We start from the raw sequence: 12,101 nt of genomic DNA, 5'->3' as shown, positions 1-12,101 counted from the left end.
TCAGTCCTCTTTTCTATGTGGCGCGGTCGATGATATAAGAACTTCTCGGATCATTTTGTTTCCGCGAGGTTCCATGCCTTGGCTTGCAGCGCCTTGACACGATCATCGTACTTGGCATCGATGAGCTTCATCTCTTCATCGGTCACATCTTTAAATTCATTGTCAATCAAATGCCGTGCACGTTCCGCCGGCAAAGCCAGAATCGCACCAAACTCGTCGTACGCCAGCGCCGCAAAAGCGGACAGGGTTTTAATGCCGGCCAGGCCAAGCTTGCCTGCAGTAACCCGATCCATGCCTTCCATCGTGGCAAGCCCGTCATCCATGCCTTCGAGACCTTCTTCGGAGGCGATGGCTTCGGTGACCAGCGCATCGCGGGCACGGGTGCGCAATTCATTGACGGTGTCTTCGTCGAACGATTCGATTTCCAGCATTTCGCTGATCGGCACGTAAGCGATTTCTTCCAGGCTGGCGAAACCTTCATCGACCAGGATGTCAGCGACTTCCTGATCGACATCGAGTTTTTCCATGAACAGCGCACGCACTGCGGCAGTTTCATTGGCCGACTTGCTGGCCGATTCTTCCGCCGTCATGATGTTGATCTGCCAGTTGGTCAGTTCGGCTGCCAGACGCACGTTCTGGCCGCCACGACCGATTGCTATGGCCAGATTCTCTTCATCGACGACCACGTCCATCGCGTGCTTTTCTTCGTCGACCACAATCGAGGACACATTCGCCGGTGCCAGCGCACCAATGACGAACTGCGCAGGATCTTCCGACCACAACACTATATCCACGCGCTCGCCACCGAGTTCGCCGGTCACAGCCTGGACACGTGAACCGCGCATGCCGACGCAGGTGCCGATAGGATCGATCCGCTTGTCGCTGGTGAAGACCGCAATCTTGGCGCGCACACCGGCGTCACGGGCGGCAGACTTAATCTGCAGCAAGCCCTGTTCGATCTCCGGGACTTCGAGTTCGAACAGTTTCATGATGAATTCAGGGGCCGTGCGTGACAGGATCACTTGCGGGCCGCGCGCATTGCGATCGATGCGCAGGATGAAGGCGCGGACGCGATCACCGATACGCAAATTTTCTTTCGGAATCATCTGGTCGCGCGGCAGACGTGCTTCGATCTTGCCGGACTCGACGATTGCATCGCCGCGCTCCATGCGCTTGATCGTGCCGGTGACGAGTGAATCGCCGCGCTCAAGGAAATCGACCAGGATTTGCTCGCGCTCGGCATCGCGAATGCGTTGCAGCACGACCTGTTTGGTGTCCTGTGCGAAGCGGCGACCGAATTCAACTGACTCGATCGGCTCTTCGATGTGGTCGTCGACTTCAATATCGCTGATCTGCTCAAGCGCCTCGAAATGCAGGATCTCCTGATCCGGCAGTTGCAAACCGGCTTCGTCCGGCACCACGTGCCAGCGACGAAACGATTCGAAGATGCCGGTTTCGCGATCAATCGTGACCCGGATGTCGACGTCACCTTCATAACGCTTCTTGGTGGCCTGCGACAGCGCGTGTTCCAGCGCTCCGAAGACGACATCCTTGTCGACATTTTTTTCGCGCGCCAGCGCATCTACCAACAATAAAACTTCGCGACTCATGCTTTGCGACTCCTAAAATCCACTTTCGGCACCAGGCGTGCCTTGTCCACGTCGGCGAGCGCAAACTCAAGCATCGCCGGACCTTCTTTTCCTTCAAATTCCAACTTTAACTTATCGCCATCCGGCGCCTGCAACAGGCCCTGAAACGATTTGCGGCTGGCCGCACCGGGCATCGGCATGCGCAGCTTGACAATTGCTTCCTGTCCCGCAAAACGCATATAGTCCGCCAGCTTCTTCAGCGGACGGTCTAGTCCCGGCGACGATACTTCAAGCCGCTCGTAAATCGCATTTTCAACCGTCAGCACATGCAGCAACTGATGCGAAACTTTTTCACAGTCTTCGACCGTGATCATGCCGCGCTCAGCCTGCTCGGGCGGAAAATCGATGTATACGCGCAGCAGACCGCGTGCGGCCTGCTCGAAATCGACCAGCTCGTATTCCATCCCAACGACGGTTTTTTCAATTAAATCCAGCAACTGCAAGGGCATTCTCCGAATGAGGCAGCGACAATCCGCCACCAGACAACCAGACCACAATAATAAGCACTACAAACCGATCAGCAAAAAAAAAATGGGCATCTGCCCATCTTCTATTGTTGCCATCGCCGGCTGTTCTTATTCTTGAACTTGCTGTTTCGGCGACTTTTTTAACTGGCGAAGTATAAACGAATACCCTGTGCGCCGCAATGAACAAATGGGACGCCCGCGTTGCAACATCAACCTTTGGTGCGGCGGCGCGGCATGCCCTGGTTGCCACCAAAGCCGCCCTGCCCGCCTTGGCCGGATGAGCCCTGCCCACCCCGACCGGGGCCATTACTGCGCCGTGGCTGACCCATGCCCGGATAGCCGAGCGCGGTCTGCAGGGGATCGGGTTGGCGACTGCGCGCAGGTTTGGCGCCGCCCGGACGCCCTTGACCCTGGCCTTGGCCGGTCGGCGCGCCTGGTCCGCGCGGTGGCCCCGTACGTCCCTTGCCCTGCCACGTGCCCTGCCCCTGGTCGGGCCCGGTACTGCGGTTGCCGTTTGGCCCGCTGCTGCGCGGCGATGCTGGTGTCCGCTCGACACGATTGCCGTTGACGCCGCCCTGCGCATCCTGATGCTCGACCCGACCTTTGGATGGCTCGTGCTTGCCAACGGTTTTTTCGAGCCCGCTGATTTTCAGCAGGTCGCGCACCGCATGCTCGTCCATTTCCTCCCAGCGTCCACGCTTGAGGTTTGGCGGCAACACCAACGCACCGTAGCGGGTACGGATCAGGCGCGACACCGTCAGACCGATCGCCTCGAACATTCGGCGCACTTCCCGATTGCGGCCTTCGCCGATGGTCACGCGATACCATTTGTTGACGCCTTCGCCACCGCCATCGGCGACACGCGAGAATTGCGCCAGCCCATCTTCGAGTTCAACACCGGCCAGCAATTTCTGGCGCATGCCTTCCTCAAGTTCGCCCAGCGTGCGCACGGCATACTCGCGGTCGATGCCATAACGCGGGTGCATCAGCCGATTGGCCAGGTCGCCGGAGGTGGTAAACAACAGCAATCCCTCGGTATTGAAGTCGAGACGCCCGACCGCCAGCCATTTTCCGGCTTTCATGTTGGGCAAGCGCTCGAACACCGACGGACGGCCGTCCGGGTCATCGTGACTGACGATTTCACCGGCCGGCTTGTGATAGACCAGCACGCGCGGCGGCTTCTTGCTGACGCGCCGCTGGATCAACTTGCCATTGATACGGACTTGATCGGTGGCAAGAATGCGCTGACCGATGTGCGCCGGCTCGCCATTGACGGACACGCGCCCGGCAACAATGAGCTCTTCCATGTCGCGGCGTGAACCCAGTCCGGCTTCGGCCAGCACCTTGTGCAATTTTGGCGCATCGTCGTCGGCGGTCAGATCGCGGCGCACCGCTTTCGGTGGCGCCGGGCGAGCGCCACGCTGGCCTTCGGCCGTGGCATCGTCGGCCGCGTCGAATGCATCGGAGGTGACGAATGAAAAGACGGAATCCGCATCAGGGCCGCGCGCGCCGCCACGGTTCGGGGCGCCGCCTGGCTTCTGCCGGGACTTTTGCGCGGGCTTCTGACCCTTGCTGCGTTCTTCGCCGGAACGGGCACGCGGTTCGCGCGGTTCGCGCGGGGTGTGCTGGCGTGGCGGCCGGATCGCTGCCAGATCACTGGGCTCGCCCGGCGTCGCCTCGACCGTTGCTTCGCCAGGCGTCTGTTCGCGCGCTGCGTCAGCGCGCTCGACCGGTGGGCGATTGCGGCGCAGGTTGCGTGGTCCGCGTACGGCGCGACGGGGCGCTGCTGGCGCACCGTCCTCGCCGCCAGCGGTTGGCGCGCTCGATTGGTCAGCGCTCGGCGCGACCTGCTGCACCGCTTCGACGGCAACGACCTCCGTCACGCTTTTATCGGCCGGCGGCTTGGCGCGGCTGGCACGCTTGCGCGGCGCCTTCACTTCGGCGGCGTCGGCGGATGGCGTGTCGGTCGGATTCAGATCGCTTGGATTAGACGGGTTCATTGTTCGATTCTTTAATGTGCAGTGTCGATGCGGTATCGACCGTTATGTCAGGCAGTTGTGGATCGGCTTCGGAACTTGACTGGACCGGTGCCATTGTTGTTGCTTCTGCTTCGTCGACCCCGGCGGCGTCGAGCGCCACTTCGGCAACCGCAAAATCGATCGCGCCCTGGTCGAGGTTGATTGGTAATTCGGTTTCCAGCGCCTGCAGCTGTTCCAGAAATCCTTCCTGCATGGCGCCTTTTGCGGTCTGTTGCAAGGGCGGCAATTGGTCCAGCGAGCTCAATCCGAGATCGTCGAGAAACTGTCGGGTGGTGGCCAGCAAGGCCGGTCGCCCGGGTACGTCACGATGACCAATCGACTCCACCCAGCTTCGATCTTCCAGCATCTTGATGGTTTGCGAATTTACGGTGACGCCACGGATTTCTTCGATGTCGCCGCGCGTGACTGGCTGGCGATAGGCAATGATGGCCAGGGTTTCCAGCGTCGCACGGGAATATTTCGGCGGCTTTTCGGGATTCAGGCGCGCGAGATACATTTTCATTTCGGGGCGGCTCTGGAAGCGCCAGCCCGTCGACAGCGCGACCACTTCAATACCCCGGTCGGCCCAGTCCACGCGCAGCTGCTCGAGCATCGCGCGGATCGTGTCGGCGCCGACTTCTTCGCCACGCCCGTCCTGATCGACGTAGAGCTTCTTCATGTCATTGATTGACAATGGCTCATGCGCGCACAGCAAGGCGGTTTCGAGGACTTTTTTGGCCTCAGCGGTATTCATTCGTGATTCGTGTCCAGCGTATCGAGTAACGGTTTTGCAGAAATGTATATCAACGACAATCATTGAAGACGATTGTCCGGTCAGAGAACCTGTTGATGTTGCGTTCCGGCGCCCACTTCTGGAAGATAAGCGCACCTGAAAAATGCCAGTTGACCGCGTTGTGCCGACTTTCCTGCGTCAGCGCGCCTTGCCATCCGGCTTTTCTTGGTGCTCCAGGTATGGTGAGCGGGAATGATGGTTACTGCGGCAAGAGCGGTGAGACTGGTTGCGGGGACAGGATTTGAACCTGTGACCTTCGGGTTATGAGCCCGACGAGCTGCCAGACTGCTCCACCCCGCGTCTGAAGTGCCCGAATATACAGCGTATCGAATGGCTTTGCAATGGTTTCGGCGACGCATGCCGAGTGATACACTGCCATGAACTTTACGCGCCATGCCGGCGCCAGACAGGCTTGTGATTGACCATGAAATTCTGTTCCGAGTGCGCGCATCCCGTTGCGTTGAGAATCCCCCCTGACGATAACCGGCAGCGTTTCGTGTGCGAGCAGTGTGGCGTGATCCATTATCAGAATCCCAAGATGGTGATCGGCTCGATTCCGGTCTGGGATCAGGCCGGCGACACGCGTGTGTTGCTGTGCCGGCGCGCCATTGAGCCTCGCCTTGGATACTGGACGCTGCCCGCGGGATTCATGGAAAACGACGAAACGACCGGCGACGCGGCACGGCGCGAAACCGAAGAGGAAGCCGGTGCGCGCATTGACCTGCACGGCCTGTTTTCGATGATGAATGTGCCGCACGTGCATCAGGTCCACATGTTCTACCGGGCCACGCTGCTCGACCTCGACTTCGCGGCCGGCGTCGAAAGCCTCGAAGTCGCACTGTTCAACGAAGCATCCATCCCCTGGGACGAGATTGCCTTCCCGACGGTTGGCGAAACCCTGAAGTGCTTTTTTTCCGACATGCGCAAGGTGCGCGAGGGCGCGTCCTTCGGTTTCCATGCGCAGGACATTTTCAAACCCATCTGGCGTCCTGACTAGGATCCGCACCGAACGATGATCCCCTGGCTCGACCACGATTCGGCGTTTCCTGAAGTGGAACAGGCCCTGACCGACGAGCACGGCGCCCCCGGACTGCTGGCGGCTGGCGGCGATCTGTCGCCGCAGCGCCTGTTGCAGGCCTATCGGCTCGGGGTGTTCCCGTGGTTCTCCGAAGGGCAGCCCATCATGTGGTGGAGCACCGACCCGAGGATGGTGCTGTACACCGACCGTTTCGTCATCTCCGACAGCCTGAACAAGACTCTGCGCAAGATCGCCCGCGACAGCCGCTGGGAAGTCCGTTTCGATTCCGCCTTCGAGCAGGTCATGCGCGCCTGCGCCGGACCGCGCCGCGACGGCGCCGGCACCTGGATCAACGAGGATATCGTTGCCGGGTACTGCGGCCTGCATCAACTCGGCTTCGCCCATTCGTGCGAAGTGTGGCTCGACAACCGCCTGATCGGGGGTGCATACGGTGTCTCGATCGGCCACATGTTCTACGGTGAATCGATGTTTGCACGCGTCACCGACGCCTCCAAGATCGCGCTTGCGCACCTGGTGGCGTTCCTGAAATCCCATGGCGTTTCGATGATAGACTGCCAGCAGGAAACCGCTCATCTGGCCTCGCTCGGCGCCGTCCCGATCCCACGCACCGAGTTCATCCGCCATCTGCGCGCAGCCATTGCGGAACCGCAAATCCGGAATTGGCCTTCCCTCGACCGACCCGCATCGCATTGATCCCGATTTCGACAATGACACATCTCAAAGACCTGCCCTTCGCCACGCTGCAGTTCTACGCGACGGCGCCGTATCCGTGCAGCTATCTGGACGACCGCATGGCACGTTCGCAGGTGGCGACGCCATCGCACCTGATCAATGCCGATGTGTATTCGCAACTGGTCAAATCCGGTTTTCGCCGTAGCGGCGTGTTTACCTATCGACCCTATTGCGATGGCTGCCAGGCCTGCACCCCGGTGCGGGTCGACGTGGCCGCGTTCAAGCCGAACCGCAGCCAGCGGCGCGCCTGGGAGCGCCATCAACACCTCAGCGCCGTGGTGACCAACCTGGCCTACAGCCACGAACACTACGATTTGTACTTGCGCTACCAGTCGGCGCGCCATGCCGGCGGCGGCATGGACCAGGACAGCCGCGACCAGTACGCGCAGTTTCTGCTGCAGAGCAAGGTCAACACCCGGCTGGTGGAATTCCGCGACCAGGACGCCACGCTGCGCATGGTCAGCATCATCGATGTCCTCGACGATGGCCTGTCGTCGGTCTACACGTTCTACGAACCCGATCAGGAAGGTACCTCGTACGGCACCTTCAACGTGCTGTGGCAGATCGCACAGAGCAAGGAGCTGGACATGCCCTATGTGTATCTGGGCTACTGGATCGAGGCCAGTCCCAAGATGGCCTACAAAATCAATTTCCGCCCGCTCGAAGCACTGCGCCTGGGAAGATGGGAACGTCTTTGACCCGGCCGTGCAATTTTTCGCAGTTCCACCCACTTTTCATCCCGCTCCGTGACCGATAAACTCCTCTACGCCGCCGCCCGTCCCTTCCTGTTCCTGCTCGATCCCGAAGATGCCCACAATCTGACGTTGCCATCACTGCGCCGCGCCGCCGCACTCGGACTGACCGGGATGTTGCCGCGCCCCGCCGCCGATCCGCGCACCGTCATGGGACTGACGTTTCCCAACCCGGTCGGACTGGCCGCCGGTCTGGACAAGGATGGCGCCTATATCGACGGCCTGGCTGCACTGGGGTTCGGTTTCATCGAAGTCGGTACCGTCACGCCGCGCGCGCAGCCTGGCAATCCGAAGCCGCGCATGTTCCGGCTGCCGCAGGCCAACGCACTGATCAACCGGATGGGCTTCAATAACGGCGGCGTCGATGCCTTCGTGCGCAATGTGCAGGCCTCCCGCTTTCACCAGGAAAAGGTTGGCATCCTCGGACTGAACATCGGCAAGAACGCCGACACGCCGATCGAACGCGCCGCCGACGATTACCTGGCCTGCCTCGACAAGGTGTATCCGTACGCCAGCTACGTCACCGTCAACATTTCCTCGCCCAACACCAAGAACCTGCGGCAGTTGCAAGGCGCCGATGAACTCGACGCGCTGTTGTCGCAACTGAAAGCCGCCCAGTTGCGGCTGGCGGACCGCCACGCGCGCTATGTCCCCTTGACGCTGAAGATTGCACCCGACATCGATGGCGAGCAGATCAGGACGATCGCCGCGGCACTGTTGCGGCACCAGATCGATGGCGTCATCGCGACCAATACCACCACCAACCGCGACGCCATTGCCGGGATGAAGCACGCGCAGGAAGCCGGTGGCCTGTCGGGCGCACCGGTCAAGGCATTGTCGACGGCGGTGATCCGGGCGTTGAAGGCCGAACTGGGCGACGCTGTTCCGATCATCGGCGTCGGCGGCATCCTGTCAGGCAGCGACGCCCGTGAAAAGCAGGATGCCGGTGCGGCGCTGGTACAGCTGTATACCGGCCTCATCTATCGCGGACCGGCACTTGTGCGCGAATGCGCCAATGCGCTGCGATCTTGATGGAACCCTGCTTCGTTACACCCGCGGCACTACCGACCAGCAACACACTCAGCCCGCACGCCATGCGCAAACAGGTCCGTCGTCACGTGGAATCCAGTTTCGCCTTGCCACCGGATCGAACAGCGGACTTGCGTGAACACAACGGCGCCAGCAAAGTTGCTGCGAGCCGGTGAAAAATCCGCGGTGGTTTCATGCAATACTTCCCTCGACATCAGCGTTGATTGGTATGTCGACCGTTGGCTTGCGAGCTGAACGACTCGGCATGACGTAGAACCCGACGCCACTGCAGAATATTCCCGGCGCGCGACAATTTTTTTCAAGGCGTATCGCATCGCACCATTGTCGAAATTAATTTGCCGCAGCGGGAATAAAGCGCCCCACAACCGCGTCTTCAGAAAAAGAACAGATCGGCGGATGGACATGCACTTGGGTGACAAAGAAAAAAAGCAGTATTTTGAACAGATCGCCTTGCCCCATCTCGACGCGGCCTACAACCTGGCACGCTGGCTCACGCGTGACGACCAGCGGGCCGAGGATCTGGTGCAGACGGCGTTCTTGCGTGCGTTCAGATTCATCGACGGCTTTCATGGCGCCGATGCCCGTGCCTGGTTGCTGACTATCGTGCGCAACACGTTTTACTCCGCGCTGCATGACCCTCCTCAGGAAAAGAACGACGTCGATCTTGATGAAGAAGTGTATGGCTCGCAGGACGACGAAAGCGTAATTTCCTTCCATGGCATCGGCCGAAATCCAGAGAGCATCCTTGCCAGCAAGGATGTGAAGAACCAGATCAACCGTGCGCTCGATGCGCTGCCAACCAGCTTTCGTGAAGTACTGGTGCTGAAGGAGATCGATGAATTGTCCTACCGGGACATTGCCGGCATTGTCGGCACTCCGATCGGCACTGTGATGTCACGACTGGCGCGTGCCCGCAAACAGGTGCGCGAATATCTGCAGAAAAAAACGGACGGACCGCAAGATGGACTGTAACCAAGCGCGCGAATTGATCTCGGCCAGCATTGATGACGGGCTCGATGCCACTACCGCCACGGACCTGAGCCTGCACCTGGCCGGTTGCGACGGGTGCAGTCGATTGCATGAGCAATTGCAGGATGTGCATGTGGCCATCAACATGCACGCGCAGCGCTATCCGGCCCCGGCGCACCTGCGGCAGCGCATCCTGGGCACGCTGTCGGAGCAGCCGCCTGACGCACCGCGCGCACGCCGGACGATGCCGTGGGCCTGGATCAGTTTTGCCTTCGGCGCTGTCAGCAGCACGGCATTCGCCGTGATGCTGATGTTGTACCTGTTGGTACCGCCCGCGGCCGAACGACTGGATCAGGAAATCGTGGCCAGCCATTTCCGTTCCTTGATGCCCGACCATCTGGCCGACGTCACATCGACGGACCCGCATACGGTCAAGCCGTGGTTCAACGGCAAACTCGATTACTCGCCGCCGGTCTACAACCTGGCGCAAGTCGGCTTCACGCTGATCGGTGGCCGCATGGATTACATCGACCAGCGGCCGGTGTCGGCATTGGTCTATCAACGCGAAAAACATGTCATCAACCTGTATGTCTGGCCCGCGAGGACCAACCGCAACAGCACGCCAACGCTGACCTCCAGGCAAGGCTTCCAGCTGGTTCGCTGGATCCGCGACGGCATGCAGTATCGAGCGATCTCGGATCTGAACGGGCCGGAATTGATGCAGTTCGAACGCCTGCTGCAAGGCCAGATCGAAGGCAATGTGGTGTCGTGACAGCCTGAATTGTGTCCCGAGGCAACGGCATTGTTACGGCGCACGGCCGCAGGCTGTTGGTGTCCGCACGGGCCGGCCAGTCCTGTACACTCCGGTCACGGCTTCGTGTCGCCGGCCAGGCGCATGCGACAGCTGGCGGCAGATGTACAAATCGCAACTCTTCAGAAACCAGACAATGTCAAAAGCCGTTCCCGAGCCGAATCAAAACCTCATCCTTGCAGAACTCCCCAAGGCGGATTACGCCCGGTTGTTGCCGGACCTCGAATATGTGCCGATGCCACTGGGCTGGACCATGTCGGAATCCGGCGACCATGTGAAATACCTGCATTTCCCCATCAGCGGCATTGTTTCGCTGATGTACGTGCTGGAGGACGGCTCCTCCAGTGAAGTCGCACTGGTGGGCAATGAAGGCATGGTGGGCGTATCGATTTTCATGGGTGGCGACAGCATGCCGAGCAGCACCGAAGTGCAAAGCGCGGGCGGCGCCTACCGGCTTCCCCGCAAAGTCATGAAACAGGAATTCGCGCTCGGCGGCCAGCTGCAGCATCTGGCCCTGCTATACACGCAGGCGTTGATTTGCCAGACATCGCAGACGGCCGTCTGCAACCAGCATCACGTCCTGGATCAGCGCATGTGCCGCTGGCTGCTGATGAGCATTGATCGTCTGCATGACAATTCGCTAAGCATTACGCAGGAAATGATCTCGAACCTGCTCGGCGTGCGCCGCGAGAGCATCACCGAGGTTGCCAGCGAACTGCAAAAGGACGACCTCATTGAGTGCTCGCGCGGTCGCATAAAAGTAATCAATCGCGGCGGCCTGGAAACGCGCGTCTGTGAATGCTATTCCGTCGTCAACAAGGAGTACGAGCGCCTGCTTGGATTTCTCAAAGCGGCAAAATAAGCAGCGCGGGGTGCGCCTCGCCGCAGGAATCACCCGCCATTGTTCATCGCATCCTGGATCTCGCCGAGCGTCAACGTTGGCGCAAACTGCAAAATGAAATCGCGCGTGTAGGAACGCAGATAGGACCCGCGTCGCACCGCCAGCCGCGTCACGTTCGGCGCGAACAGATGGTCGGCGGCGATGGCGTGCAATCCATGATGACGGCTTTCTTCGATCGCCATCGAAGCGACGATGCCGACCCCCAGCCCGAGCGACACATACTGCTGGATCACGTCCGAATCCATCGCGGTGAGCACGATATCGGTGCTCATGCCGGCCTCACGGAATGCCGCATCGATGTGGCCGCGTCCGGTGAAGCCGACATCGTAGGTAATCAACGGCCACGCCCCCAGATCCTGCAGCGACACGGAAGACAACGCCAGCAGCGGATGCCCCTCCGGCACCACCACCGCGTGTTGCCACGTATAGCAAGGAAATGACACCAGATCGTCGAACTGGCTCAAGCCCTCGGTGGCGATGCCGATGTCGGCCTTGCCCGACAGGACCCACTCGGCGATATGCTCCGGCGAGCTTTGCTGCAGGGCGATCCGGACCTCGGGAAAGGCCGCGCGAAACGTCTGCACGACTTTCGGCAGCACGTAGCGCGCCTGGGTATGGGTGGTCGCAATGGTCAGCGTGCCGGCACGCTGGTCCGCATATTCCTGCCCGGCCTGACGCAGGTTCTCGGCTTCGAGCAGGAGGCGCTCGATAATCACCAGCATGTCCTTGCCGGGATCGGTCAGGCCGGTCAGGCGCTTGCCATTGCGTTCGAAAATATCCACGCCCAACTCATCTTCGAGTTCACGGATCTGCCGGCTCACGCCAGGTTGCGAGGTGAACAGCACATTGGCCACTTCGGTCAGGTTATAGCCGCGCCGGCAGGCTTCGCGCACGGACCGCAATTGCTGAAAATTCATGAT

The 12,101-nt window shown here is 60.3% G+C and carries 13 protein-coding genes and 1 tRNA gene; 7 read left to right on the top strand and 7 right to left on the bottom strand.

The genetic code is table 11. The features are described from left to right. Positions 1 to 50: 50 nt before the first annotated feature. From nusA to RCH09_RS01995, 6 genes are all read right to left on the bottom strand, one after another. On the bottom strand, positions 51 to 1,610 hold the full coding sequence (gene nusA, locus RCH09_RS02020) for a transcription termination factor NusA (protein ID WP_326939361.1): 1,560 nt from the start codon (positions 1,608 to 1,610) through the stop codon (positions 51 to 53). Beyond that, the gene (gene rimP / locus RCH09_RS02015; RefSeq protein WP_326939360.1) at positions 1,607 to 2,092 is read right to left on the bottom strand and encodes a ribosome maturation factor RimP; all 486 of its coding nucleotides are present in this window, start codon (positions 2,090 to 2,092) and stop codon (positions 1,607 to 1,609) included. The genes nusA and rimP overlap by 4 nt, the downstream gene beginning before the upstream one ends. After that, positions 2,070 to 2,303 carry a hypothetical protein gene (locus RCH09_RS02010; protein ID WP_326939359.1) on the bottom strand — a complete coding sequence of 78 codons (234 nt, stop codon included), beginning with the start codon at positions 2,301 to 2,303 and terminating at the stop codon, positions 2,070 to 2,072. Before RCH09_RS02010 ends, rimP begins: the two co-directional genes overlap by 23 nt. A gap of 22 nt (positions 2,304 to 2,325) precedes the next feature. After that, complete coding sequence (rluB, locus tag RCH09_RS02005) at positions 2,326 to 4,116, bottom strand: 23S rRNA pseudouridine(2605) synthase RluB (protein ID WP_326939358.1); 1,791 nt, start codon at positions 4,114 to 4,116, stop codon at positions 2,326 to 2,328. Next, a complete protein-coding gene (scpB, locus tag RCH09_RS02000) occupies positions 4,103 to 4,888 on the bottom strand; it encodes an SMC-Scp complex subunit ScpB (protein ID WP_326939357.1) in 786 nt (261 codons plus the stop codon). The genes rluB and scpB overlap by 14 nt, the downstream gene beginning before the upstream one ends. Before the next feature lie 262 nt (positions 4,889 to 5,150). Beyond that, positions 5,151 to 5,227 (bottom strand) — tRNA-Met (locus RCH09_RS01995). A gap of 124 nt (positions 5,228 to 5,351) precedes the next feature. Between RCH09_RS01995 and RCH09_RS01990 the strand changes: the two genes are divergently transcribed. The 7 genes from RCH09_RS01990 to RCH09_RS01960 all read left to right on the top strand — a co-directional run bounded on the left by RCH09_RS01990 (position 5,352) and on the right by RCH09_RS01960 (position 11,142). Then, positions 5,352 to 5,924 (top strand): NUDIX hydrolase, encoded by a 573-nt coding sequence (locus RCH09_RS01990; protein WP_326939356.1) that lies wholly within the window; start codon positions 5,352 to 5,354, stop codon positions 5,922 to 5,924. Between the two features lie 15 nt (positions 5,925 to 5,939). Next, complete coding sequence (aat, locus tag RCH09_RS01985; RefSeq protein ID WP_326939355.1) at positions 5,940 to 6,659, top strand: leucyl/phenylalanyl-tRNA--protein transferase; 720 nt, start codon at positions 5,940 to 5,942, stop codon at positions 6,657 to 6,659. Positions 6,660 to 6,673: 14 nt separating this feature from the next. Beyond that, on the top strand, positions 6,674 to 7,396 hold the full coding sequence (locus tag RCH09_RS01980; protein WP_326939354.1) for an arginyltransferase: 723 nt from the start codon (positions 6,674 to 6,676) through the stop codon (positions 7,394 to 7,396). Between the two features lie 48 nt (positions 7,397 to 7,444). Then, on the top strand, positions 7,445 to 8,482 hold the full coding sequence (locus RCH09_RS01975) for a quinone-dependent dihydroorotate dehydrogenase (RefSeq protein WP_326939353.1): 1,038 nt from the start codon (positions 7,445 to 7,447) through the stop codon (positions 8,480 to 8,482). Between the two features lie 339 nt (positions 8,483 to 8,821). Then, complete coding sequence (locus RCH09_RS01970) at positions 8,822 to 9,472, top strand: sigma-70 family RNA polymerase sigma factor (RefSeq protein WP_326939352.1); 651 nt, start codon at positions 8,822 to 8,824, stop codon at positions 9,470 to 9,472. After that, on the top strand, positions 9,462 to 10,241 hold the full coding sequence (locus RCH09_RS01965; protein WP_326939351.1) for an anti-sigma factor family protein: 780 nt from the start codon (positions 9,462 to 9,464) through the stop codon (positions 10,239 to 10,241). The genes RCH09_RS01970 and RCH09_RS01965 overlap by 11 nt, the downstream gene beginning before the upstream one ends. Positions 10,242 to 10,416: 175 nt before the next feature. Further along, positions 10,417 to 11,142: a Crp/Fnr family transcriptional regulator gene (locus tag RCH09_RS01960; protein WP_326939350.1), complete on the top strand. Its 726-nt coding sequence runs from the start codon at positions 10,417 to 10,419 to the stop codon at positions 11,140 to 11,142. Between the two features lie 29 nt (positions 11,143 to 11,171). Here RCH09_RS01960 and RCH09_RS01955 read toward each other — a convergent pair whose 3' ends face one another. Next, positions 11,172 to 12,098, bottom strand: coding sequence for a CysB family HTH-type transcriptional regulator (locus RCH09_RS01955; RefSeq protein ID WP_326939349.1), 927 nt, complete (start codon positions 12,096 to 12,098; stop codon positions 11,172 to 11,174). Positions 12,099 to 12,101: the final 3 nt, after the last annotated feature.

Origin of the sequence: Actimicrobium sp. GrIS 1.19 (genome assembly GCF_035984655.1) — a bacterium.
Classification (GTDB): Bacteria; Pseudomonadota; Gammaproteobacteria; order Burkholderiales; family Burkholderiaceae_D; genus Actimicrobium.
Note: the sequence above shows the minus strand (reverse complement) of the source record. Positions and strands in the feature narration are given on the sequence as shown.

Coding starts and splice junctions, on each gene's coding strand:
- aat (WP_326939355.1), top strand. CDS start 5,940: ATGATCCCCTGGCTCGACCACGATTCGGCGTTTCCTGAAGTGGAACAG.
- RCH09_RS01990 (WP_326939356.1), top strand. CDS start 5,352: ATGAAATTCTGTTCCGAGTGCGCGCATCCCGTTGCGTTGAGAATCCCC.
- rluB (WP_326939358.1), bottom strand. CDS start 4,116: ATGAACCCGTCTAATCCAAGCGATCTGAATCCGACCGACACGCCATCC.
- RCH09_RS01980 (WP_326939354.1), top strand. CDS start 6,674: ATGACACATCTCAAAGACCTGCCCTTCGCCACGCTGCAGTTCTACGCG.
- RCH09_RS01955 (WP_326939349.1), bottom strand. CDS start 12,098: ATGAATTTTCAGCAATTGCGGTCCGTGCGCGAAGCCTGCCGGCGCGGC.
- RCH09_RS01965 (WP_326939351.1), top strand. CDS start 9,462: ATGGACTGTAACCAAGCGCGCGAATTGATCTCGGCCAGCATTGATGAC.
- RCH09_RS01960 (WP_326939350.1), top strand. CDS start 10,417: ATGTCAAAAGCCGTTCCCGAGCCGAATCAAAACCTCATCCTTGCAGAA.
- nusA (WP_326939361.1), bottom strand. CDS start 1,610: ATGAGTCGCGAAGTTTTATTGTTGGTAGATGCGCTGGCGCGCGAAAAA.
- scpB (WP_326939357.1), bottom strand. CDS start 4,888: ATGAATACCGCTGAGGCCAAAAAAGTCCTCGAAACCGCCTTGCTGTGC.